Origin of the sequence: Sphingobium sp. LB126, from assembly GCF_002795205.1 — a bacterium.
Lineage (GTDB): Bacteria > Pseudomonadota > Alphaproteobacteria > Sphingomonadales > Sphingomonadaceae > Sphingobium > Sphingobium chungbukense.
This window is the reverse complement of the sequence record NZ_NETV01000001.1, coordinates 2143446-2164015: the sequence shown is the minus strand read 5'-3', so window position 1 is coordinate 2164015 and position 20570 is coordinate 2143446. Positions and strand designations below refer to the sequence as shown.

The following is a 20570-nucleotide window of genomic DNA, read 5'->3' as shown; positions in this document are numbered from 1 at the left end:
CTGGTGCGGGATATGTGCCGATAGGCGCATTGCCAGACAGACTTAGCTCTCATCCCCCATGCGCAGCGCCGCGATGAAGGCTTCCTGCGGAATCTGCACGCTGCCATATTCGCGCATCCGCTTCTTGCCCTCTTTCTGCTTTTCCAGCAGCTTCTTCTTGCGGGTGATGTCCCCGCCATAGCATTTGGCGGTCACGTCCTTGCGCATCGCCGCGATCGTTTCGCGGGCGATCACCTTGCCGCCGATCGCCGCCTGGATCGGAATCTTGAACAGATGGCGGGGGATCAGGTCCTTCAACCGCTCGCACATATGCCGCCCGCGCGATTCGGCCGCGCTGCGGTGGACGATCATGCTGAGCGCATCGACCGGCTCATTGTTGACGAGGATGCTCATCTTGACGAGGTCGCCCTCACGCGTGCCGATCTGGTGATAGTCGAAGCTGGCATAGCCGCGCGAAATCGACTTCAGCCGGTCGTAGAAATCGAACACCACTTCGTTCAAGGGCAGTTCGTACGTCACCTGCGCCCGCCCGCCGACATAGGTCAGGTTCTTCTGGATGCCGCGCCGGTCCTGGCAGAGCTTGAGGATCGAGCCCAGATATTCGTCGGGGCAGTAGATCACCGCCTCGATCCACGGCTCCTCGATCATCTCGATATGGTTGGGATCGGGCATGTCGGCGGGGTTGTGCAGATGCTTCACCTCCCCGTCCTTCATGTGCATCTCATAGACCACCGAAGGCGCGGTGGTGATGAGGTCGAGATCATATTCGCGCGTCAGCCGTTCCTGGATGATCTCCAGATGGAGGAGGCCCAGGAACCCGCAGCGGAAGCCGAACCCCAGCGCAGCCGACGTCTCCATCTCGAAGGAGAAGCTGGCGTCATTGAGTCGCAGCTTCGAAATCGAATCGCGCAGCTTCTCGAAATCATTGGCGTCGACCGGGAACAGGCCGCAGAACACCACCGGCTGCACTTCCTTGAAGCCCGGCAGCGGCGCGGCGGCGGGATTCTTGACCGTGGTGATGGTGTCGCCGACGCGGGTCTGGCTGATATCCTTGATCTGCGCGGTGATGAAGCCGATCTCGCCGGGGCCGAGTTCGGGCAATTGCTCGATCTTGGGCCGCATGCAACCCACGCGGTCGATCAGATGCTCGGTCTCGCCGATCATGAACTTGATCTGCTGGCCCTTCTTGATGACGCCGTTGACGACGCGAACCAGAATGACGACGCCCAGATAAGGGTCGTACCAGCTATCGACCAGCATCGCCTCCAGCGGGGCGTTCCGGTCGCCCTTGGGCGGCGGAATCTTGGCGACGACGGCTTCCAATATGTCGTCGATGCCGATGCCGGACTTGGCGCTCGCCAGCACCGCCTCCGACGCGTCGAGACCGATCACCTCCTCGATTTCCGCGCGCACCTTTTCCGGTTCGGCGGCGGGCAGGTCGATCTTGTTCAGGACGGGCACGATCTCATGGTCATGCTCGATCGACTGGTAGACGTTCGCCAGCGTCTGCGCTTCCACGCCCTGCGCCGCATCCACCACCAGCAGCGCGCCTTCGCAGGCGGCCAGCGACCGGCTCACCTCATAGGCGAAGTCGACATGGCCCGGCGTGTCCATGAGGTTCAGCTCATAGGTCTCGCCATTCTTCGCCACATAGTCGAGCCGCACGGTCTGCGCCTTGATGGTGATGCCGCGCTCCTTCTCGATATCCATATTGTCGAGAACCTGGGCGCTCATCTCCCGATCGGTCAGCCCCCCGGTGCGCTGGATCAGGCGGTCGGCCAATGTCGACTTGCCATGGTCGATATGGGCGATGATCGAGAAATTGCGGATGTGCGAGAGATCGGTCATGGACCGCGCCGATAGCAGCCATTTACGGGCCTGTCAGCAGCCTCGCGCATCGACGTGCCAGACGGCGCACCGAAGAAGGCCACAGCCATGATAACCATTCGCATTACTTGCGCGCCCACGCGGTTGTGCTAGAGCTTGGCTCCAATATCGGGGCGCTACAAAAGCAAAAAGACATCAGCAACTTTCAGGGGTGCATGACAATGCGTGTGTTCACGAAATTCGTCGCTGCCGCAGCCGGTCTGGCTGTCGTGGCTTCTCCCGCAATGGCTGCCGACAAGGGATCGTCCGCACGGCAGCAGCAGGCCAAGAAAACCGCCGAAATCCCTCATTGCACCCGTCGCCTGGGCACGGTTGCGATCGTCGAGCCCGACAACCAGTGGTGGCGTGAGTTGAACCTGGGCAGCCCGGAGGCGATCCTCAAGGTCTTCATCCAGCAGTCGGGCTGCTTCGGCCTGGTCAACCGTGGCCGCGCCATGGCCAACCGCAATATGGAACGCGCCATGGCCGACTCCGGCGAGCTCCAGGCGGGTTCGAATCTTGGCAAGGGCCAGGTGAAGGCGGCGGATTATTTCCTCCAGCCCGACATCGTCTCCTCGAACAAGAATTCGGGGGGCAACGCTCTGGGCGGCATGCTCGGCGGTTTCCTGGGCGGCCGGACCTTCGGCGCACTGGCCGGCGGCATCTCGATCAAGAAGAGCGAGGCCAATGTGACGCTCTCGATCGTCAACGCCCGCACGACCGAGGAAGAGGCGCTGACGGAAGGCTATTCCCGCAAGTCGGACCTGAGCTTCGGCGCAGGCGGCGGCGCGGGCTGGATGGGCGGTCTGGCCGCTGCCGGCGGCGGCGGCTATCAGAATACCGAGATCGGCCAGGTGATCGTGCTCGCCTATCTCGACGCCTATACCAAGCTGGTGACCCAACTCGGCGGCCTGCCCGCCAACGCAGCGGCGGCGGCACCCCGCGCCCAGTAAATCGCGGCTATTGCTGAAGGGGCGCTGCCGGGCTCACCGGCGGCGCCCCTTCTTCATGTCTGGCTGGGCAGGATATCATCCGGCATGACCGGCCGATTCCGGCGACGCCACCAGGACAGTATCGCCTCCCCAGCCGGCCGCTCGACGCACCAGTTGATGAGCGTGCCAAGGCCGAGCGCCACCGCGAAGGCGGCTGCGAACCCGGTCCAGGGACTATATCCCGCTTCGGCCATCTTCAGCATCACGACAAAGCCGACATGCTGGTGGATCAGGTAGAAGGAATAGCTGATCCCACCCATCCAGACGAGCGGCCTCAGGCGCAGGAAACGCAGCCGTCCGGCGACCAGCGCCGCGAACGCCGCCAGCAGAATGATGCCCGCCAGGCTGATGTCCGGACTGTCGACGGTCGCGATCGACAGCAGCGCCAGCGCGGCATAGGGCACCTGCTGCCGCCAGCGCCGCTGCCCCGCCCAGACGCGATAGGATAATATGCCGATGATGAAAAAGGGCAGATAACGCAGCACCAGCAGCATCACGATCCGTTCCGGCATGCCCGGCCACAGCGCATAGAGCCAGCGCAGCGCCAGCCAGCCCAGCAACACCGGCTCCAGCCTTTTGAGGCCCACCCATTTCCAGATCGCCACCATGCAGAAATAGAAGGCGATCTCGACCGTCAGCGTCCAATAGGCGCCATCGACCTCGGGCAGGAAGGCGAAACCCTGCAACATGGTGAAATTGGCCAGGATCGCGCCCGGCCCGATCAGCAATTGCGACGCGCGCGCCAGATATTCGATGCCCAACGTCAGCAGCATCGCCACCAGATAGGCGGGATAAAGCCGGGCGAAACGGTTGACGGCAAAATCGGCCACGGTGCCGATGCGGTCCAGGGTGAAGAAGATCGCAAAGCCGGAAATGGTGAAGAACAGCAGCACGCGGTAATTGCCGCCCAGGAAACTGAAGGGCACATGCGCCGCTTGCGGAAACAGCTCGTGAAAGCGCGTCGAGTAATGGAACACCAGCACGCATAACGCGCCCAGGCCGCGCAAGGCGTCCAGTTCCGTCAAACGGCCAGAGGAGAGGCGCGACCCTGCCATGGCGGCGCTATAGCAACGAAGCAGCAATCATTCCGTTAATATCGTGGTTAAGCCCGCGCACTGCCTGCATTTTCCTATATCGTGCGGGCCGCTAGGATTTTTCCGCCTCGGCCGCGCGCTTGAGTCCCACCAACTGTTCCGCCAGCACCTTGTCGACGATCGGCGCGATCCTCATCCCACCCATGCGGATATAGCCGCCCACGACATAGCTCATGACGACTCGCACCCCCTTGCCGGCGGGCGTGATGTCGAAGGTCAGCGTTCCCGTCACCGCCTCCGCCTGCAATGGCCCCAGGGCGCCCGACAGCCGCAACTGCCGGTCAGGCGCTGCGTAGATCACCCGGGCATGCTCAACGCTCCCCGCCCGCCCGCTCTTGCCCGGCATGGTTTCGCAGAAACAGCCGCCCGCCACCGGCTGAAGGCGCAGATTGGCCGCCTTGCCGCTATAGGTATGTTCGCTGCTCCACCAGCGTCCGGGCTGGCCCAGCAAGCGATAGACGGTGGCCGCGTCCGCAGCGACTTCGACGCTGTTCTCCACCGCAAAGCCGCCATCGCTGCTGGCTGTAACGGCAGAATGGGCCGGCGCGGCCATCGCCGCACCAGCCCATCCCAAAATCATGATCTTGCGCATGGCTCGTTCCTCCCGTGCAGGAGGGGCAGCGTAACTCAGGCGCCCTTGCCGTCCAAGATGGCGGCGATCTCGACCGTCACATCGTCCATGTCGGCCATGCCGTCGACCCGCGACACGATGCCGCGCGCTTCGTAGATCGGCAGGATCGGCGCGGTCTTGGCACGATATTCGGCCATGCGGGTGCGCACGGTTTCCTCATTGTCGTCCGGACGGCGCTTGAATTCATGACCACCGCATTTGTCGCAGCTGCCCTCGACCTTCGGCGTCTTGAACCTGTCGTGATAGCCCTCGCCGCAGGTCGCACAGGTAAAGCGGCCGGTGATGCGCTCGACCAGCGCGTCCTCGTTCACTTCCAGCTCGATCACATGGTCGAGCGTGCGATTGCGGTCCGACAGGATGCTATCGAGCGAATGGGCCTGCGCCTCCGTCCGCGGATAGCCGTCGAAGATCACGCCGGTTTCCGGCGCCAGCGCGTCCAGCGCCTCGCCGATGATGCCCGACACGATCTCGTCCGACACCAGTTCGCCCGCTTCCATCACGGCCTTGGCCTTGAGGCCGATCGGCGTCCCGGCCTTCACCGCCGCGCGGAGCATGTCGCCCGTCGACAGTTGCACCATGCCCCGGCTGTCCACCAGACGAGTCGCCTGGGTTCCCTTGCCGGCACCCGGAGGGCCGAGCAATATGATATTCATGTCGCGCATTCTCCCCTGTTCTTCGCGCTTTGACTGCCCTGCGCCCTAGCGCAGGCGCCCCTTCAGCTTCGCCTTCTTGATCAGATCCCCATATTGATGGGCGAGCAGGTGGCTCTGAATCTGCGTCACGGTATCGACCGTAACATTGACGACGATCAATAGGCTAGTCCCACCAAGGTAGAAGGGAATCCCCGCCCGGGCGATCACGAATTCGGGCACCAGGCAGATGAAGGCCAGATAGGCCGCGCCGATCACCGTGATCCGGGTCAGCACATAATCCAGATAATTTTCGGTGTTCTTGCCCGGACGGATGCCCGGAATGAACCCGCCATTGCGCTTGAGGTTATCCGCCGTCTCTTCCGGATTGAACACCACGGCGGTGTAGAAGAAGCAGAAGAAGACGATGCCGAGGCCATAGAGCGCCATATAGACCGGGCTGCCGTGCGACAGATACTGGTTCAGCGTCAGCACGAAATCGCCCAGCTTGCTCTCGCCCGCAACGGTCTGCCCAGCGAACTGCGACACGGTGAGCGGCATCAGCAGCAGCGAGCTGGCGAAGATCGGCGGGATCACCCCCGCGGTGTTGACCTTCAGCGGCAGATGGCTGCGGTCGGCCTGCATCAGGCCCTGACGCGTCTGCCGCTTGGGATATTGAATCAGCACCCGGCGCTGCGCCCGCTCCATGAAGCAGATGAAGGCGATCAGACCAAAGCCCAGCACGATCACCAGGAAGATGATGAGGCCCGAAATCGCACCCGTGCTGCTCGACTTGAACAGATTGCTGAGCGTCACCGGCAACTGGGCGACGATACCCGCCATGATGATGAGCGAGACGCCATTGCCGATGCCGCGCGAGGTGATCTGCTCACCCAGCCACATCAGGAACATGGTGCCGCCGATCAGCGAAATCACCGCCGCGACGCGGAACAGGATGCCCGGATCGACCACCGCCTGCACGCCCGATTGCGCGCCGAAGCTTTCAAGGCCGACGGCGATGAAATAGCCCTGCACCGCGGTCAGGCCGACCGTGCCGTAGCGGGTATATTGGTTCAGCTTCTTGCGCCCGCTTTCGCCTTCCTTCTTGATCGCGGCAAGCTGCGGCGAGAGGGAGGCGGCGAGCTGCACCACGATCGAGGCGGTGATGTAGGGCATCACGCCGAGCGCGATCAGGCTCATGCGCGAAAGCGAACCGCCCGAGAAGGTGTTGAAGATGTCGAGGATGCCTCCGTTCGTCTGCTTGTAGAGCTGCGACAGGGCGGTCGGATCGACCCCCGGCAGCGGCACGAAGCTGAGGAAGCGGAAGACGATCAGCGCGCCCAGCGTGAACCACAGGCGCTTCTTGAGGTCGGTCGCCTGGCTGAACTTCGCCAGGCTGAGATTGGATGCGAGCTGGTCGGCTCTCGATGCCATCTTGGCTGCCCTTCAAAACATCTAGCCGGGACACGCGCCCGGAGCGGAATCGCTAACCCCTTAGCGGGGCGATGGGGCGCTGTCGAACCGGATATTGCCGCCGATGCGACGAAAAAGCCCCTGATGCACATGGCCCCGCTTACCCATATCGGGCAGCGGGGCCATGCTTGCAAGAGTGGGTAGACCGAAATCAGGCCTTCGCTGCGGCCTTCTTGGCCGCAAGGGCGGTGCCCTTCTTCGCCTTGGCCTTTTCAGCCGCTGGAACCACCTCGATCACATCGACCTTGCCGCCAGCCTTCTCGACCGCCTCGACGGCGCCCTTGGAGGCGCCAGCGACCAGGAAGCTGACCTTCGCGGTCAGATCGCCCTTGGCGAGCAGGCGCACGCCGTCCTTGCCGCCACGGGCCAGGGCAGCGGCCTTCAGCGCCGCATGGTCGATGGTCGCATTGGCGTCCAGCTTGCCGGCGTCGATCGCCTTCTGCACCGCGCCCAGGTTCACGATCGCGTAATCCTTGGCGAAGATGTTGTTGAAGCCGCGCTTCGGCAGACGCATGTGGAGCGGCATCTGGCCACCCTCGAAGCCGTTGATGGCAACGCCCGAACGCGCCTTGGCACCCTTCTGGCCGCGACCGGCGGTCTTGCCCTTGCCCGAGCCGATACCACGGCCGACGCGCATCCGGCCCTTGCGGGCACCGGCATTGTCATTGAGTTCGTTGAGCTTCGTCATTGTTTGCACTCGCTTTCGCTATGTTCGCGCAGTCCCATCTGGGACAACTAAAAGAGGGCACGCCATTAGCGCCCTTTCCCAAAATACGAAAGAGGGGTTGCCCCCTCTTCCGCTTCATTCCGTCATGATCGGAAGGCTCAGCCTTCGACCACGGCCACCATGTGCGGCAGCTTGGCGATGGCACCGCGGACTTCCGCCGTGTCTTCCAGCTCCACGACGCGGTTCATCTTGCCAAGGCCGAGGCCGATCAGAATCTTCTTCTGGGCTTCGGGGCGACGGATCGGCGAACCGATCTGCTTGATCTTGATCTTCGCCATGATGTCTTACTCCGCAATCGCTTCGGCGTCAGCCTGCGCGACTTCAGCCGAGGCGCCACCGCGACGCAGAAGGTCGGCGACCTTCTTGCCACGACGCTGCGCAACCGCCTTCGGGCTGACCTGTTCACCCAGCGCCGCGAAGGTCGCCCGGATCATGTTATAGGGGTTCGACGTGCCGTTGGACTTGGTCACGACGTCCGCGACGCCGAGGCTTTCGAACACGGCGCGCATCGGACCGCCGGCGATGATGCCCGTACCGGCAGGCGCCGAACGGACCGTCACCTTGCCCGCACCGAAATGGCCGAGGCCATCATGATGCAGCGTGCGGCCTTCCTTCAGCGGAACGCGAACCATCGCCTTCTTGGCCGAAGCGGTCGCCTTACTGATGGCTTCAGGCACTTCGCGCGCCTTGCCATGGCCGAAGCCGGCACGGCCCTTGCCGTCGCCGACGACGACCAGAGCGGCGAAACCGAAGCGCTTACCGCCCTTGACGGTCTTCGAGACGCGGTTGATGTGAACCAGCTTCTCGATCAGCTCTTCGCCCTGCTCCTCGTCGCGGTTGCCGCGACGGTCGTCGCGACGGCCACGGCCGCCACGCTCGCCACGGTTGCGATCGCCGCCACGACCACGGCCACGGCCGGGACCCCGACCTTCGGTCTGAGCCTCGACGCCCTCGGTCGGTGCGCCGGCTTCAATGGTGTTTTCTTCAGCCATGATCAGAACTCCAGCCCGGCTTCACGGGCCGCATCGGCCAGCGCCTTGACGCGGCCATGGAACAGGAAGCCACCACGGTCGAACACGACCTGGGTGACGCCGGCAGCGGTCGCCGCAGCGGCGACGCGCTTGCCGACTTCGGCAGCGGCTTCGGAAGAGGCGCCGGTCTTGCCCAGAGCCTTGGCACCCACATCCTTGTCCAGGGTCGAAGCCGACGCCAGGGTCTTGCCCTGCGCGTCGTCGATGACCTGGGCGTAGATGTGACGGCCCGAACGGTGGACGCTGAGGCGCGGACGGGTGCCCGAAACAGCCTTGAGCGCGGTGCGGACGCGGCGACGACGCCGCGCGAAGAGGGAAAGCTTTGCCATCTTACTTCTTCTTCCCTTCCTTGCGGAAGATGAACTCGCCGGCGTACTTGATACCCTTGCCCTTATAGGGTTCGGGCTTGCGCCAGCGGCGGATCTCGGCGGCAACCTGACCCACCTTCTGCTTGTCGATGCCGCTGATCTCGACCGTGGTGTTATCCGGGGTCTTGATCTCGATGCCTTCCGGCACGTCGAAGTCGACGTCATGCGAATAGCCGAGCTTCAGGTTCAGAACCTTGCCCTTGGCGTCCGCACGATAACCGACGCCGGTGATCAGCAGCTTCTTGGTGTAGCCCTCGGTCACGCCCGTGATCAGGTTGGCGACCAGCGTGCGCTGCATGCCCCAGAAAGCGCGGGCGCGCTTGCTGTCATTGGCAGGCTTCACCGCGATCACACCGTCTTCGATGCTGTAGGTGACTTCGTCGGCCAGCGGCAGCGACAGGGTGCCCTTGGGCCCCTTCACCGACAGCTGACCGCCTTCGATCGACGCCGTGACGCCCGCGGGGACGGCAACCGGCTTCTTACCAGTACGGCTCATCAGAACACCTCCGCCAGCACTTCGCCGCCGACATTCTGCTCACGCGCTTCGGCGTCGGACAGAACGCCGCGAGGCGTCGAGACAATGGTGATGCCCAGGCCATTGCGGATAACCGGCAGTTCCTTGGAACCCGAATAGACGCGGCGGCCCGGCTTCGACACGCGGGCGACATGCTTGATCGCCGGCTGGCCTTCGAAATATTTCAGCTCGATGCGCAGGCCAGCATGCTTGCCGAGCAGTTCCTCGGAATAGCCACGGATGTAACCTTCGCGCTGCAGCACGTCGAGCACGCGGGCGCGCAGCTTCGAAGCGGGGGACATCACGCTGTCCTTCTTCGCCTGCTGCCCGTTGCGGATGCGGGTGAGCATATCACCCAGGGGATCGGTCAATGCCATCTCAAATGATCCTTACCAGCTCGACTTGGTGACGCCGGGGATCAGGCCCTTGTTGGCCAGATCACGCAGCTGCACGCGGCAGAGACGGAATTTGCGGTAATAAGCGCGGGGACGCCCCGTCAGCTCGCAGCGGTTCCGAACGCGGGTCGGGTTGCCGTTGCGGGGGATCTCCGCCATCTTCAGACGCGCGATCAGACGATCGCTGTCATCGGCCGCGGTATCATTCGCGATCGCCTTGAGCTTCGCATAGCGGCCGGCATATTTCTTCACCAGCTTCTTGCGGCGCTCGTTCTTGTTGATCGAACTCAGTTTCGCCATGACTTAAGTTCTCTTCCTTAGCTTAAGCGTTGGGAGAGAAGCGGGGCCAGATTCCCTAAAAAGGGCTTCAGGCCGCCTGCTTCTCTTCGAGCGGGAAGGGGAAGCCGAAGAGACGCAGCAGTTCGCGCGCTTCCTCGTCCGTCTTCGCCGTGGTGGTGACGATGATGTCCATGCCGCGCACCTTGTCGATGCGGTCATAGTTGATCTCCGGGAAGATCAGCTGCTCCTTGATGCCGAAGGCATAGTTGCCGCGGCCGTCGAAGCTCTTGGGGTTCAGGCCACGGAAGTCGCGCACGCGCGGCAGAGCGATGTTGATCAGGCGATCAAGGAATTCGTACATGCGCTCGCGGCGCAGCGTGACCTTGGCCCCGATCGGCATGCCCTCACGCAGCTTGAACTGCGCGATCGACTTGCGAGCCTTGGTGATGACGGGCTTCTGACCAGCGATCAGTTCCATCTCTTCCGCGGCCTGCGTGACCTTCTTCTTGTCCTGGGTCGCTTCGCCCACGCCCATGTTGAGCGTGATCTTCTCGATCTTGGGAACCTGCATGACGTTCTCGTAACCGAACTTCTCGGTCATCGCCTTGGCGATTTCGGCGTCATAGAGCGACTTCGAGCGCGGGATATACTTGTCGCTCATTACAGCACCTCACCGGACTTGACGGCGACGCGGACCTTCTTGCCGTCGCGATCCTCGAAACGGACGCGGGTCGGCTTGCCATCCTTGTCGGCGACAGCGACGTTCGAAATGTGGAGCGGCGCGGGCTTGCGCTCGATGCCACCCTGCGGGTTCGCCTGGTCGGGCTTGCGATGCTTCGCATGCACGTTGATGCCTTCGACGAGGACCTTGTCGGCCTTCGGCAGCACCTGCAGGACGGCGCCGGTGCGGCCCTTGTCCTTGCCGGCCAGGATGACGACCTTGTCGCCCTTCTTGATCTTGGCAGCGCTCATTACAGCACCTCGGGGGCGAGCGAGATGATCTTCATGTGCTTCTTGGCGCGCAGTTCGCGAACGACGGGGCCAAAGATACGGGTGCCGATCGGCTCCTCGTTCTTGTTGATGAGCACAGCGGCATTGCCGTCGAAGCGAATCACGCTGCCATCAGCGCGACGCACGTCCTTGGCGGTGCGCACGATGACGGCGCGATGCACGTCACCCTTCTTCACCTTGCCACGAGGCGCAGCTTCCTTGATCGAGACGACGATGATGTCGCCCACGCTCGCGAAGCGACGCTTCGAGCCGCCCAGCACCTTGATGCACTGGACGCGCTTGGCGCCGCTGTTGTCAGCGACGTCAAGATTGGATTGCATCTGGATCATGGATCCGGTTCCTTCTTATTTGGCCTACCGGGGCAATTCCCGGCGGTTCCGAATTTCGTTGCCTAGAGCCCTAGGCGAGCCATTTGACTCTACGCGAAGCGCGGGCCTGTACCCTTTCCAAAAGGAAAAGGCCAGCCCCGCGCCGCATTTTTTACCTAAGGCTCAGCGAGCCTCCCTTAAGCGGCCGTCTCCGGCGACTTATGGGTGTCCACGCGCTCGATGACCTTCCAGGTCTTGAGCTTGGAAATCGGAGCGGTCTCCTCGATGCGGACCGTTTCGCCTTCCTTGTAGACATTGCCCTCGTCATGGGCATGGTACTTCTTCGAGCGGCGGATGATCTTGCCGTAGAGCGCATGCTTAACCTTGCGCTCCACGCGAACCACCACCGTCTTGTCGGTCTTGTCGGAAACCACCGTTCCCGTCAGCACGCGCTTGGGCATCGTGTGTTTCCTTCTTACTTCGCAGCCGAGCGCGAACGCTCGGACTGAAGGGTCTTGATCTGCGCGATCGAGCGGCGGACTTCCTTCACCCGGCTCGGCTTTTCGAGCTGGTTGGTGGCCGCCTGGAAACGCAGGTTGAACTGCTCGCGCTTCAGGTTGTTCAGTTCGGTCGACAGCTCGTCGTCCGACTTGGTCTTGAGGTCAGCTACATTCGCCACGGATTAACCCTCCAGGTGGGAGGTGTCGCCGAGGCGAGCGACAACCTTCGTCTTGATCGGCAGCTTCATCGCGGCGCGCGAGAAAGCCTCTGCTGCGAGCGGGCCGGGAACGCCGTCCAGTTCGAACAGGATGCGGCCCGGCTTGACGCGAGCTGCCCAATATTCGACCGAACCCTTACCCTTACCCTGACGGACTTCGGCGGGCTTCTTGGAAACCGGCACGTCGGGGAATACGCGGATCCACAGACGGCCCTGACGGCGAAGGTGGCGCTGGATCGCGCGGCGGGCCGCTTCGATCTGGCGTGCGGTGACGCGCTCGGGTTCCAGAGCCTTCAGACCATAGGCGCCGAAGTTCAAAGCCGAACCGCCCTTGGCGTCGCCCTTGATCCGGCCCTTGAAGGTCTTGCGGAACTTCATTTTTTTCGGTTGCAGCATGACGCTATACCTACCTTATTCTCAGCGCGCCGGGCGCACGCCGGAGGTCTGAGCCTCCAGCATCAGCCGGTCGGTAGCCATCGGATCGTGACCAAGGATTTCGCCCTTGAAGATCCAGACCTTGATGCCGCACACGCCATAGGCGGTGTGGGCTTCAGCTTCGGCATAGTCGACGTTCGCGCGCAGCGTGTGCAGCGGAACGCGGCCTTCGCGATACCATTCGACGCGCGCGATCTCCGCGCCGCCCAGACGGCCGCCGCAGGTGATCTTGATGCCTTCCGCGCCGAGACGCAGGGCCGACTGCACCGCGCGCTTCATGGCACGGCGGAACGCCACGCGGCGCTCCAGCTGATCGGCAATGCCCTGCGCCACAAGCTTGGAGTCGATTTCCGGCTTGCGGATTTCGACGATGTTCAGGCTGACGTCCGAAGAGGTCAGGCTGCCCAGCTTCTTGCGCAGCTTCTCGATGTCCGCGCCCTTCTTGCCGATGATGACACCGGGACGGGCAGCGTAGATCGACACGCGGCACAGCTTGGCGGGACGCTCGATCACGACCTTGGAGATCGCGGCCTGCGGCAGGTTCTTCATGATATACTGGCGGATCTTCAGATCCTCCAGCAGCAGGCGGCCGTAATCGGCGCCTTCCGCGAACCAGCGGCTGTCCCAGGTACGGTTGATCTGCAGGCGCAGACCGATCGGATTGCTCTTGTGACCCATAGTCTTACGCCTCCGCTTCTTCAGCTGCTTCGCGAACGACGATGCGGACGCGGCTGAAGGGCTTCAGGATCCGGGTCGACTTGCCGCGGCCGCGGGCGTGGAAGCGCTTCATGGTGAAGCTCTTGCCCACCGATGCTTCCGCGACGACCAGCGCGTCGACGTCCAGATTGTGGTTGTTTTCCGCATTGGCGATGGCCGAAGCCAGCACCTTGCGCACGTCGACCGCCATCGCCTTCTTCGAGAAGGCGAGGATGTTCAGCGCATCCTCGACCTTGCGGCCGCGGATGAGCGTGGCAACCAGGTTCAGCTTCTGGGCCGAACCACGGATCTGCGTGCCAACGGCCAGCGCCTCATTGTCGGCGACGCGACGGGGAGCCTTTTCCTTGCTCATCAGCGCTTGCCCTTCTTGTCGGCGGCGTGGCCGGGGAAGTAGCGGGTCGGGGCGAATTCGCCCAGCTTGTGACCCACCATCTCCTCGTTCACGGAGACCGGAACATGCTTGCGGCCGTTATAGACGTTGAACGTCAGGCCAACGAACTGCGGCAGGATGGTGGAACGGCGCGACCAGGTCTTGATCGGACCCGAACGGCCACCGGCGTCCTGCGCGGTTTCCGCCTTCTTCAGAAGGCTGAGGTCCACGAACGGACCTTTCCAGACGGAACGAGCCATCTCGCTTACCTCTTCTTCTTCGCGTGGCGGCTACGGATGATGAACTTGTCCGTCGCCTTGTTGTGGCGGGTGCGCGCACCCTTGGTCGGCTTGCCCCAGGGCGTGACCGGATGACGGCCGCCCGAGGTCCGGCCTTCACCACCGCCATGCGGGTGATCGACCGGGTTCTTAGCCACACCGCGCGTCAGCGGACGCTTGCCGAGCCAGCGGTTGCGGCCGGCCTTGGCAAGGTTGGTGTTGGCATTGTCCGGGTTCGACACGGCACCGACGGTGCCCATGCAGTCCGAACGGATGTAGCGCTGCTCGCCCGAGGACAGGCGGACCATCACCATGCCGCGATCGCGACCGACGAGCTGGGCATAGGTGCCCGCCGAACGGCAGAGCTGACCGCCCTTGCCCGGCTTCATCTCGATATTGTGGATGATGGTGCCGACCGGCATCTGGCCCAGTTCCATCGCGTTGCCCGGCTTCACGTCGGTCTTCTTGCCCGCGACGACCTTGTCGCCGGGCGCCAGACGCTGCGGCGCCAGGATATAGGCCTGGGTGCCGTCGGGATAGTTGACCAGCGCGATGAAGGCGGTGCGGTTCGGGTCATATTCCAGACGCTCGACCGTACCTTCCACGTCCCACAGACGACGCTTGAAGTCGATGATGCGGTAACGCTGCTTGTGACCGCCGGCGATGCCGCGCGAGGTCACATGACCCTTGTTGTTGCGGCCGCCGGTCTTGCGCTTGCCTTCGGTCAGCGCCTTGACGGGCTTGCCCTTGTGCAGACCGGAACGGTCGACCAGGATCAGGCCGCGCTGGGCGGGGCTGGTCGGGTTATAAGTCTTCAGCGCCATGATCAGCGCACTCCTTCGGTGATGTCGATCGACTGGCCGTCGGCCAGACGAACGATCGCCTTCTTCACGTCCGAGCGGGTGTAGGGCTTGCCCTTCCACTTCTTGGTCTTGCCCTTGGCGACCAGCGTGTTCACGCTCTTGACGTTCACGCCCCAGATCGCTTCGACGGCGGCCTTGATCTCCGGCTTGGAGGCGTCATTGGCGACCTTGAAGACCACGGCGTTGTTCTCGGAGAGAAGTGTCGACTTCTCGGTGATGACCGGCGCGACGACGACGTCATAGTGACGGTTGTCGACGGTGGTCGCTTCCTTCTTAGCCATTGAAACGGGCCTCCAGCTTTTCGACCGCGGCGCGGGTCAGCACCAGCGAGTCGGCCTTCAGTATGTCGTAAACGTTGGCGCCAACGGCCGGCAGCAGGTTCACGCCGATGATGTTGGCCGAAGCCTTCGCGAAGCTGACATTCACCGCGTCGCCGTCGATGAACAGTGCCTTGTTGAGGTTCAGCTTGGCGAGGTGCGCGACCAGAGCCTTGGTCTTGCCTTCCGCCACGTCGAGATTGTCGAGAACGATCAGCGAACCGCTCTTGGCCTTCGACGACAGGGCCATTTTCAGGCCGAGCGCACGAACCTTCTTGTTGAGGTCGTGACCGAAGGTGCGGGCGCGGGCGCCGTGAGCCTTACCACCGCCGATGAAGACGGGAGCGCGGCGATCGCCGTGACGAGCCGTGCCGCCACCCTTCTGGCGGCCGAACTTCTTGCCGGTGCGGGCAACGTCCGAACGCTCACGGGTAGCGCGGGTCGGAGCCCGGCGCTTTTCGAGCTGCCAGGTGACGACGCGGTGCAGAATGTCGGTGCGGGGCTCGATACCGAACACGGCATCGTTCAGCTCCAGCTCGCCGGCGGCTGCGGCATCGAGGGTCTGTACATTGACCTTCATGGATTAGCCCTCCTGGCCTTCGGTCGCTTCGGGAGCAGCCGCTTCTTCAGCGGGCGTTTCGGCCGGAGCGTTGTTGCTGTTGGCGGCAGCCTTGAGGCTCGCCGGATAGGGCGCATCGGCCGGACGCTTCACCTTGACGGCGTCGCTGACGGTCAGCCAGGTGCCCTTGGCACCGGGAACGCTGCCCTTGACGAACAGCAGGCCACGCTCGACATCCGTGCGGACGATTTCGAGATTCTGCTGCGTGCGCTCGCGGTCACCCATGTGACCCGCCATCTTCTTGTTCTTGAAGACGCGGCCCGGATCCTGACGGTTACCGGTCGAACCATGGGCACGGTGGCTGATGGACACGCCGTGGGTGGCGCGCATACCGCCGAAGCCCCAGCGCTTCATGGCACCGGCGAAACCCTTACCCTGGGTGTGACCGGCGACGTCGACCAGCTGGCCGGCGATGAAGTGATCGGCCGCGATCTCGGCGCCGACATCGAGGAGCGCGTCCTCGGCGACACGGAATTCGACCAGACGCGCCTTCGGCTCCACCTGCGCCTTGGCGAAGTGGCCGCGCTGCGGCTTGGCGACATTCTTGACCTTCGCGACGCCCGCACCCAGCTGCACCGCGACATAGCCGTCACGCTCAACTTCCTTGCGGGCCACGACCTGATTGCCCTCAAGGGCAAGAACCGTAACCGGAATATGACGTCCGTCCTCCTGGAACAGACGGGTCATCCCGACTTTCTTAGCGATCACGCCTGTGCGCATCACTGATTACTCCCATAGAGGCCCGCTGTAGCAGCGGGCGTATCCAACGAAAAAACCGCTCAGGATCTCTCCCTCGCGGCCAACCCATGCATAACAATCACCCCGTCCGGGTTGGATGCCGATCCCGCCAGGGAAAGGCGACGGGGGACCAGGACCACGAGCCTTGGCCGGTTCACCGGCGGGCCGTGCGGTATCCCTTGTGTCGTTTGAGCTTCCGGCCAGCCCAAAATAGAGTGGCCAGAATGCCCGATACCCTGCCCTCCTTACGGAAAGCAGGGACTTGCCAGCTTAGGCCAGCTTGATCTCGACGTTCACGCCGGCAGCCAGGTCCAGCTTCATCAGCGCGTCGACCGTCTGCGGCGTCGGCTGCACAATGTCAAGCATACGCTTGTAGGTGCGGACCTCGAACTGCTCGCGCGACTTCTTGTCGATGTGCGGACCACGGTTGACCGTGAACTTTTCGATGCGCGTCGGAAGGGGAATCGGACCGCGAATAAGGGCGCCAGTGCGGCGGGCGGTGTCGGCGATGTCGCCGGTCGCCTGATCAAGCACGCGATGATCGAACGCCTTGAGGCGAATGCGGATGTTGCTGTCCATTGTTCCTGTACCGATGCGAAAGAGCCAAAAACTCAGAGCATTTTCAAAAATCAGCCGGAGCAGCCGATGACTTGTGAAAATGCGCCAACAAAAATTTACCGCCCCGTTTCTGGCCCTTCTAGCTCAGTCGAGCCGGAGAAAGGCGATCCGGGGCGGTTAAAATCCTCAGCGGCGCGAATCAGGCGATTCGCGCCGCTGCGGTCCTATATTACTTCGAGATCGTGCCGACAACCCCTGCGCCGACGGTCCGGCCGCCTTCACGGATCGCGAAGCGCAGACCCTGGTCCATGGCGATCGGGGCGATCAGCTTGACGCCGAGCTTCACATTGTCGCCGGGCATGACCATCTCGGTGCCCTCGGGCAGGATCACTTCGCCGGTCACGTCGGTGGTGCGGAAGTAGAACTGCGGACGATAGTTCGCGAAGAACGGGGTGTGACGGCCGCCTTCTTCCTTCGACAGGACGTAGACTTCCGCGTCGAACTCGGTGTGCGGGGTGATGGTGCCGGGCTTGGCCAGAACCTGACCGCGCTCGACTTCTTCACGGCCCACGCCACGGATCAGCGCACCGATATTGTCGCCCGCACGACCTTCGTCGAGCAGCTTGCGGAACATTTCCACGCCGGTGACGGTGGTCTTGCGGGTGTCCTTGATGCCGACGATTTCGACTTCTTCACCAACCTTGACGATGCCGGTTTCGACGCGGCCGGTCACGACGGTGCCGCGGCCCGAGATCGAGAACACGTCTTCGATCGGCATCAGGAACGGCTTGTCGATCGGACGCTCCGGCTGCGGAATGAAGGTGTCGACCGCTTCCATCAGCTTCAGAACGGCGTTCTTGCCGATTTCGTCGTTCGTGCCATCCAGCGCCTTGACGGCCGAGCCGGGGATGACGGGGATGTTGTCGCCGTCGAAGTCATAGCTGCTCAGCAGTTCGCGGATTTCCAGCTCGACCAGTTCCAGGATTTCCGGATCGTCGACGAGGTCGACCTTGTTCATGAACACGACGAGCTGCGGGACGCCGACCTGGCGGGCGAGCAGGATGTGCTCACGGGTCTGCGGCATCGGGCCGTCGGTGGCCGAAACGACGAGGATCGCGCCGTCCATCTGGGCCGCACCGGTGATCATGTTCTTGACGTAGTCGGCGTGACCCGGGCAGTCGACGTGCGCGTAGTGACGGGCTTCGGTCTCATACTCGACGTGCGCGGTCGAGATGGTGATGCCGCGTTCGCGCTCTTCGGGAGCCTTGTCGATGTTGGCATAGTCGACGAAGGTCGCGCCGCCGGTTTCGGCGAGCACCTTGGTGATCGCCGCGGTCAGCGAGGTCTTGCCATGGTCGACGTGACCGATGGTGCCGATGTTGCAGTGCGGCTTGTTCCGCTCAAACTTAGCCTTAGCCATTTTATCCTACCTTCTAATCAAATCAGCTTTGGTCTGACCGCTCGGCCGCGCCTCGCGAAGGCGCGTCCATAGCAGCAAATTTACAGATTACCAGCCCTAACCGAACCGGTTGCCCGGTTCGGTCACGGGATTCTTCAGGCCATCTTCGCCTTGACCTCGTCCGCCACATTCTGCGGCACTTCGTCATAGTGCGAGAAGATCATCGAATAGTTCGCACGACCCTGCGTGAAGGACCGCAGCGAGTTCACGTAGCCGAACATGTTGGCCAGCGGAACCATCGCCTCGACGACCTGCGCGTTGCCGCGGGTATCGGTGCCCTGGATCTGACCACGACGGCTGTTCATGTCGCCGATGACGTCGCCCAGATATTCCTCCGGAGTGACGACCTCGACCTTCATGACCGGCTCGAGCAGGGTGATACCCGACTTCTGCGCCGCTTCGCGCATGGCGGCGCGGCCGGTGATTTCGAACGCCAGCGCCGACGAGTCGACGTCATGATAGGCGCCGTCATAGAGCAGGATTTCGAAGTCGATGATCGGGAAGCCGATGAGCGAGCCGGTGGCCGCCGTTTCGCGCATGCCCTTCTCAATGGCGGGGATATATTCCTTCGGAATGTTGCCGCCCTTGATCTCGTCCTTGAAGATGATGCCAGCGCCGCGCTCGCCCGGCGTCAGCTTCACCTTGATGCGGCCGAACTGGCCGGTGCCGCCCGACTGCTTCTTGTGGGTATAGTCGATGTCGACCGGCTTCTTGAGATACTCGCGATAGGCCACCTGCGGCGCACCGACATTCGCCTCGACCTTGAACTCGCGCTTCATGCGGTCGACCAGGATTTCGAGGTGCAGTTCGCCCATGCCCTTGATGATGGTCTGGCCCGACTCGTGATCGGTCGTGACGCGGAAGGACGGGTCCTCGGCGGCCAGGCGGTTGAGCGCGACGCCCATCTTTTCCTGGTCGGCCTTGGTCTTGGGCTCCACCGACAGTTCGATGACCGGCTCGGGGAATTCCATCCGCTCCAGGATGATCGGCTGGCGCTCGGCGCACAGCGTATCGCCGGTGGTGGTTTCCTTCATGCCGGCCAGCGCGACGATGTCGCCGGCATAGGCGGTGTCGATATCTTCGCGGCTGTTGGCATGCATCAGCAGCATGCGGCCGATCTTTTCCTTCTTGTCCTTGACCGAGTTCAGGTACGTGCCCTTGGTCAGCGTGCCCGAATAGATGCGCAGGAAGGTCAGCGAACCGACGAACGGGTCGTTCATGATCTTGAACGCCAGGCCCGAGAAGGGCGCGTCGTCCGCCGTGGCGCGGCTATCGGGCTCTTCGGTGTTCGGGTTGATGCCCTGCACATCTTCGATGTCGAGCGGCGAAGGGAGATAGTCGACCACTGCGTCGAGCAGCGCCTGCACGCCCTTGTTCTTGAACGACGAACCGCACAGCACCGGCACGAACGCATGACCCAGCGTACCCTTGCGGATCAGCTTCTTGAGCGTATCGACGTCGGGCAGATTGCCTTCCAGATAGGCTTCCATCGCGGCATCATCCTGCTCGACGGCAAGTTCGATCAGCTTTTCGCGATATTCGGCGGCCTTGTCGGCGAGGTCAGCCGGGATGTCGATATATTCGAACTCGGCACCCAGGCTCTCATCCTTCCAGATGATGGCGCGGTCGTGCACCAGGTCGACCAGACCCACAAAGTCCGATTCCGCGCCGATGGGGAGATAGAGAACGGCCGGAGTGGCGCCCAGACGGTCGATGATGGTCTGCACGCAATAATAGAAATTGGCGCCGGTGCGGTCGAGCTTGTTGATGTAGCACATCCGCGGGACCTTGTACTTGTCCGCCTGACGCCACACGGTTTCCGACTGCGGCTCAACGCCCGCGACGCCGTCGAAAGCGGCAACCGCACCGTCGAGCACGCGCAGCGAACGCTCGACTTCGATGGTGAAGTCGACGTGGCCGGGGGTGTCGATGATGTTGAGGCGGTGGTCCTTCCAGAAGCAGGTCGTGGCCGCGGAGGTGATGGTGATGCCACGCTCCTGCTCCTGCTCCATCCAGTCCATGGTGGCGGCGCCTTCATGGACTTCGCCGATCTTGTAGGACTTGCCGGTATAATAAAGGATGCGCTCGGTCGTGGTGGTCTTGCCGGCGTCGATATGCGCCATGATACCGAAATTGCGATAGCGTTCGAGCGGATGGCTGCGGGCCATGATGCGTCTCCG

29 protein-coding genes are annotated in these 20570 nt (G+C 62.9%); 1 reads left to right on the top strand and 28 read right to left on the bottom strand.

Annotated features, from left to right (window positions below):
* Positions 1 to 42: 42 nt before the first annotated feature.
* Entirely contained in the window at positions 43 to 1848 is a 1806-nt protein-coding gene (gene lepA / locus CAF53_RS10575) for a translation elongation factor 4 (protein WP_046761661.1), read from the bottom strand.
* A 200-nt stretch (positions 1849 to 2048) separates the two neighbouring features.
* On the opposite strand from lepA, the gene CAF53_RS10570 reads away from it, so the two are divergent.
* Positions 2049 to 2819 (top strand): CsgG/HfaB family protein, encoded by a 771-nt coding sequence (locus CAF53_RS10570; protein ID WP_046761662.1) that lies wholly within the window; start codon positions 2049 to 2051, stop codon positions 2817 to 2819.
* Positions 2820 to 2872: 53 nt separating this feature from the next.
* Here the strand turns inward: CAF53_RS10570 and CAF53_RS10565 are convergent, their stop codons facing one another.
* The 27 genes from CAF53_RS10565 to fusA form a co-directional block, all read right to left on the bottom strand.
* Positions 2873 to 3913, bottom strand: coding sequence for an acyltransferase (locus CAF53_RS10565; RefSeq protein WP_100238023.1), 1041 nt, complete (start codon positions 3911 to 3913; stop codon positions 2873 to 2875).
* A gap of 91 nt (positions 3914 to 4004) precedes the next feature.
* On the bottom strand, positions 4005 to 4544 hold the full coding sequence (locus CAF53_RS10560) for an SRPBCC family protein (RefSeq protein WP_046761664.1): 540 nt from the start codon (positions 4542 to 4544) through the stop codon (positions 4005 to 4007).
* Between the two features lie 35 nt (positions 4545 to 4579).
* On the bottom strand, positions 4580 to 5236 hold the full coding sequence (locus tag CAF53_RS10555) for an adenylate kinase (RefSeq protein ID WP_046761665.1): 657 nt from the start codon (positions 5234 to 5236) through the stop codon (positions 4580 to 4582).
* A 45-nt stretch (positions 5237 to 5281) separates the two neighbouring features.
* Entirely contained in the window at positions 5282 to 6646 is a 1365-nt protein-coding gene (gene secY, locus CAF53_RS10550; protein WP_046761666.1) for a preprotein translocase subunit SecY, read from the bottom strand.
* A 190-nt stretch (positions 6647 to 6836) separates the two neighbouring features.
* The gene (gene rplO, locus CAF53_RS10545) at positions 6837 to 7373 is read right to left on the bottom strand and encodes a 50S ribosomal protein L15 (RefSeq protein ID WP_046761667.1); all 537 of its coding nucleotides are present in this window, start codon (positions 7371 to 7373) and stop codon (positions 6837 to 6839) included.
* Positions 7374 to 7510: 137 nt separating this feature from the next.
* Entirely contained in the window at positions 7511 to 7690 is a 180-nt protein-coding gene (gene rpmD / locus CAF53_RS10540) for a 50S ribosomal protein L30 (protein ID WP_046761668.1), read from the bottom strand.
* A 6-nt stretch (positions 7691 to 7696) separates the two neighbouring features.
* Positions 7697 to 8404, bottom strand: coding sequence for a 30S ribosomal protein S5 (rpsE, locus tag CAF53_RS10535; RefSeq protein ID WP_046761669.1), 708 nt, complete (start codon positions 8402 to 8404; stop codon positions 7697 to 7699).
* Between the two features lie 2 nt (positions 8405 to 8406).
* The gene (rplR, locus tag CAF53_RS10530) at positions 8407 to 8772 is read right to left on the bottom strand and encodes a 50S ribosomal protein L18 (protein WP_046761670.1); all 366 of its coding nucleotides are present in this window, start codon (positions 8770 to 8772) and stop codon (positions 8407 to 8409) included.
* A 1-nt stretch (position 8773) separates the two neighbouring features.
* The gene (gene rplF, locus CAF53_RS10525; protein WP_046761671.1) at positions 8774 to 9307 is read right to left on the bottom strand and encodes a 50S ribosomal protein L6; all 534 of its coding nucleotides are present in this window, start codon (positions 9305 to 9307) and stop codon (positions 8774 to 8776) included.
* The gene (gene rpsH, locus CAF53_RS10520) at positions 9307 to 9702 is read right to left on the bottom strand and encodes a 30S ribosomal protein S8 (protein ID WP_046761672.1); all 396 of its coding nucleotides are present in this window, start codon (positions 9700 to 9702) and stop codon (positions 9307 to 9309) included. The genes rplF and rpsH overlap by 1 nt, the downstream gene beginning before the upstream one ends.
* Before the next feature lie 12 nt (positions 9703 to 9714).
* Entirely contained in the window at positions 9715 to 10020 is a 306-nt protein-coding gene (gene rpsN / locus CAF53_RS10515; protein WP_007707881.1) for a 30S ribosomal protein S14, read from the bottom strand.
* A gap of 67 nt (positions 10021 to 10087) precedes the next feature.
* Positions 10088 to 10660 (bottom strand): 50S ribosomal protein L5, encoded by a 573-nt coding sequence (gene rplE / locus CAF53_RS10510; RefSeq protein ID WP_046761673.1) that lies wholly within the window; start codon positions 10658 to 10660, stop codon positions 10088 to 10090.
* Positions 10660 to 10971 (bottom strand): 50S ribosomal protein L24, encoded by a 312-nt coding sequence (gene rplX, locus CAF53_RS10505; protein ID WP_046761674.1) that lies wholly within the window; start codon positions 10969 to 10971, stop codon positions 10660 to 10662. The genes rplE and rplX overlap by 1 nt, the downstream gene beginning before the upstream one ends.
* Complete coding sequence (rplN, locus tag CAF53_RS10500) at positions 10971 to 11339, bottom strand: 50S ribosomal protein L14 (RefSeq protein WP_007686569.1); 369 nt, start codon at positions 11337 to 11339, stop codon at positions 10971 to 10973. Before rplN ends, rplX begins: the two co-directional genes overlap by 1 nt.
* Positions 11340 to 11515: 176 nt before the next feature.
* Positions 11516 to 11779: a 30S ribosomal protein S17 gene (gene rpsQ, locus CAF53_RS10495; protein WP_006960320.1), complete on the bottom strand. Its 264-nt coding sequence runs from the start codon at positions 11777 to 11779 to the stop codon at positions 11516 to 11518.
* A gap of 14 nt (positions 11780 to 11793) precedes the next feature.
* On the bottom strand, positions 11794 to 11997 hold the full coding sequence (gene rpmC / locus CAF53_RS10490) for a 50S ribosomal protein L29 (protein ID WP_100238022.1): 204 nt from the start codon (positions 11995 to 11997) through the stop codon (positions 11794 to 11796).
* 3 nt (positions 11998 to 12000) lie between these two features.
* The gene (gene rplP, locus CAF53_RS10485) at positions 12001 to 12432 is read right to left on the bottom strand and encodes a 50S ribosomal protein L16 (protein WP_007686573.1); all 432 of its coding nucleotides are present in this window, start codon (positions 12430 to 12432) and stop codon (positions 12001 to 12003) included.
* 21 nt (positions 12433 to 12453) lie between these two features.
* Complete coding sequence (gene rpsC, locus CAF53_RS10480; RefSeq protein ID WP_021239758.1) at positions 12454 to 13149, bottom strand: 30S ribosomal protein S3; 696 nt, start codon at positions 13147 to 13149, stop codon at positions 12454 to 12456.
* Positions 13150 to 13153: 4 nt separating this feature from the next.
* A complete protein-coding gene (rplV, locus tag CAF53_RS10475) occupies positions 13154 to 13540 on the bottom strand; it encodes a 50S ribosomal protein L22 (protein WP_021239759.1) in 387 nt (128 codons plus the stop codon).
* On the bottom strand, positions 13540 to 13818 hold the full coding sequence (gene rpsS / locus CAF53_RS10470) for a 30S ribosomal protein S19 (RefSeq protein ID WP_046761676.1): 279 nt from the start codon (positions 13816 to 13818) through the stop codon (positions 13540 to 13542). The genes rplV and rpsS overlap by 1 nt, the downstream gene beginning before the upstream one ends.
* A gap of 5 nt (positions 13819 to 13823) precedes the next feature.
* The gene (gene rplB / locus CAF53_RS10465) at positions 13824 to 14660 is read right to left on the bottom strand and encodes a 50S ribosomal protein L2 (RefSeq protein ID WP_046761677.1); all 837 of its coding nucleotides are present in this window, start codon (positions 14658 to 14660) and stop codon (positions 13824 to 13826) included.
* A gap of 2 nt (positions 14661 to 14662) precedes the next feature.
* Positions 14663 to 14980, bottom strand: coding sequence for a 50S ribosomal protein L23 (locus tag CAF53_RS10460; protein WP_100238021.1), 318 nt, complete (start codon positions 14978 to 14980; stop codon positions 14663 to 14665).
* Positions 14973 to 15596, bottom strand: coding sequence for a 50S ribosomal protein L4 (gene rplD / locus CAF53_RS10455; protein ID WP_046761679.1), 624 nt, complete (start codon positions 15594 to 15596; stop codon positions 14973 to 14975). Before rplD ends, CAF53_RS10460 begins: the two co-directional genes overlap by 8 nt.
* Before the next feature lie 3 nt (positions 15597 to 15599).
* A complete protein-coding gene (rplC, locus tag CAF53_RS10450) occupies positions 15600 to 16355 on the bottom strand; it encodes a 50S ribosomal protein L3 (RefSeq protein WP_100238020.1) in 756 nt (251 codons plus the stop codon).
* Between the two features lie 288 nt (positions 16356 to 16643).
* Complete coding sequence (gene rpsJ, locus CAF53_RS10445) at positions 16644 to 16952, bottom strand: 30S ribosomal protein S10 (protein ID WP_007686587.1); 309 nt, start codon at positions 16950 to 16952, stop codon at positions 16644 to 16646.
* Positions 16953 to 17160: 208 nt separating this feature from the next.
* Positions 17161 to 18351, bottom strand: a complete 1191-nt coding sequence (tuf, locus tag CAF53_RS10440; protein WP_046761681.1) for an elongation factor Tu — start codon at positions 18349 to 18351, stop codon at positions 17161 to 17163.
* Between the two features lie 134 nt (positions 18352 to 18485).
* A complete protein-coding gene (gene fusA, locus CAF53_RS10435; protein ID WP_046761682.1) occupies positions 18486 to 20558 on the bottom strand; it encodes an elongation factor G in 2073 nt (690 codons plus the stop codon).
* Between the last annotated feature and the right edge of the window lie 12 nt (positions 20559 to 20570).

What these genes read in the sequence shown, in the direction of transcription:
- lepA (WP_046761661.1), bottom strand. Translation starts at nt 1,848, where the DNA reads ATGACCGATCTCTCGCACATCCGCAATTTCTCGATCATCGCCCATATC.
- CAF53_RS10570 (WP_046761662.1), top strand. Translation starts at nt 2,049, where the DNA reads ATGCGTGTGTTCACGAAATTCGTCGCTGCCGCAGCCGGTCTGGCTGTC.
- CAF53_RS10565 (WP_100238023.1), bottom strand. Translation starts at nt 3,913, where the DNA reads ATGGCAGGGTCGCGCCTCTCCTCTGGCCGTTTGACGGAACTGGACGCC.
- CAF53_RS10560 (WP_046761664.1), bottom strand. Translation starts at nt 4,544, where the DNA reads ATGCGCAAGATCATGATTTTGGGATGGGCTGGTGCGGCGATGGCCGCG.
- CAF53_RS10555 (WP_046761665.1), bottom strand. Translation starts at nt 5,236, where the DNA reads ATGAATATCATATTGCTCGGCCCTCCGGGTGCCGGCAAGGGAACCCAG.
- secY (WP_046761666.1), bottom strand. Translation starts at nt 6,646, where the DNA reads ATGGCATCGAGAGCCGACCAGCTCGCATCCAATCTCAGCCTGGCGAAG.
- rplO (WP_046761667.1), bottom strand. Translation starts at nt 7,373, where the DNA reads ATGACGAAGCTCAACGAACTCAATGACAATGCCGGTGCCCGCAAGGGC.
- rpmD (WP_046761668.1), bottom strand. Translation starts at nt 7,690, where the DNA reads ATGGCGAAGATCAAGATCAAGCAGATCGGTTCGCCGATCCGTCGCCCC.
- rpsE (WP_046761669.1), bottom strand. Translation starts at nt 8,404, where the DNA reads ATGGCTGAAGAAAACACCATTGAAGCCGGCGCACCGACCGAGGGCGTC.
- rplR (WP_046761670.1), bottom strand. Translation starts at nt 8,772, where the DNA reads ATGGCAAAGCTTTCCCTCTTCGCGCGGCGTCGTCGCCGCGTCCGCACC.
- rplF (WP_046761671.1), bottom strand. Translation starts at nt 9,307, where the DNA reads ATGAGCCGTACTGGTAAGAAGCCGGTTGCCGTCCCCGCGGGCGTCACG.
- rpsH (WP_046761672.1), bottom strand. Translation starts at nt 9,702, where the DNA reads ATGGCATTGACCGATCCCCTGGGTGATATGCTCACCCGCATCCGCAAC.
- rpsN (WP_007707881.1), bottom strand. Translation starts at nt 10,020, where the DNA reads ATGGCGAAACTGAGTTCGATCAACAAGAACGAGCGCCGCAAGAAGCTG.
- rplE (WP_046761673.1), bottom strand. Translation starts at nt 10,660, where the DNA reads ATGAGCGACAAGTATATCCCGCGCTCGAAGTCGCTCTATGACGCCGAA.
- rplX (WP_046761674.1), bottom strand. Translation starts at nt 10,971, where the DNA reads ATGAGCGCTGCCAAGATCAAGAAGGGCGACAAGGTCGTCATCCTGGCC.
- rplN (WP_007686569.1), bottom strand. Translation starts at nt 11,339, where the DNA reads ATGATCCAGATGCAATCCAATCTTGACGTCGCTGACAACAGCGGCGCC.
- rpsQ (WP_006960320.1), bottom strand. Translation starts at nt 11,779, where the DNA reads ATGCCCAAGCGCGTGCTGACGGGAACGGTGGTTTCCGACAAGACCGAC.
- rplP (WP_007686573.1), bottom strand. Translation starts at nt 12,432, where the DNA reads ATGCTGCAACCGAAAAAAATGAAGTTCCGCAAGACCTTCAAGGGCCGG.
- rpsC (WP_021239758.1), bottom strand. Translation starts at nt 13,149, where the DNA reads ATGGGTCACAAGAGCAATCCGATCGGTCTGCGCCTGCAGATCAACCGT.
- rplV (WP_021239759.1), bottom strand. Translation starts at nt 13,540, where the DNA reads ATGAGCAAGGAAAAGGCTCCCCGTCGCGTCGCCGACAATGAGGCGCTG.
- rpsS (WP_046761676.1), bottom strand. Translation starts at nt 13,818, where the DNA reads ATGGCTCGTTCCGTCTGGAAAGGTCCGTTCGTGGACCTCAGCCTTCTG.
- rplB (WP_046761677.1), bottom strand. Translation starts at nt 14,660, where the DNA reads ATGGCGCTGAAGACTTATAACCCGACCAGCCCCGCCCAGCGCGGCCTG.
- CAF53_RS10460 (WP_100238021.1), bottom strand. Translation starts at nt 14,980, where the DNA reads ATGGCTAAGAAGGAAGCGACCACCGTCGACAACCGTCACTATGACGTC.
- rplD (WP_046761679.1), bottom strand. Translation starts at nt 15,596, where the DNA reads ATGAAGGTCAATGTACAGACCCTCGATGCCGCAGCCGCCGGCGAGCTG.
- rplC (WP_100238020.1), bottom strand. Translation starts at nt 16,355, where the DNA reads ATGCGCACAGGCGTGATCGCTAAGAAAGTCGGGATGACCCGTCTGTTC.
- rpsJ (WP_007686587.1), bottom strand. Translation starts at nt 16,952, where the DNA reads ATGGACAGCAACATCCGCATTCGCCTCAAGGCGTTCGATCATCGCGTG.
- tuf (WP_046761681.1), bottom strand. Translation starts at nt 18,351, where the DNA reads ATGGCTAAGGCTAAGTTTGAGCGGAACAAGCCGCACTGCAACATCGGC.
- fusA (WP_046761682.1), bottom strand. Translation starts at nt 20,558, where the DNA reads ATGGCCCGCAGCCATCCGCTCGAACGCTATCGCAATTTCGGTATCATG.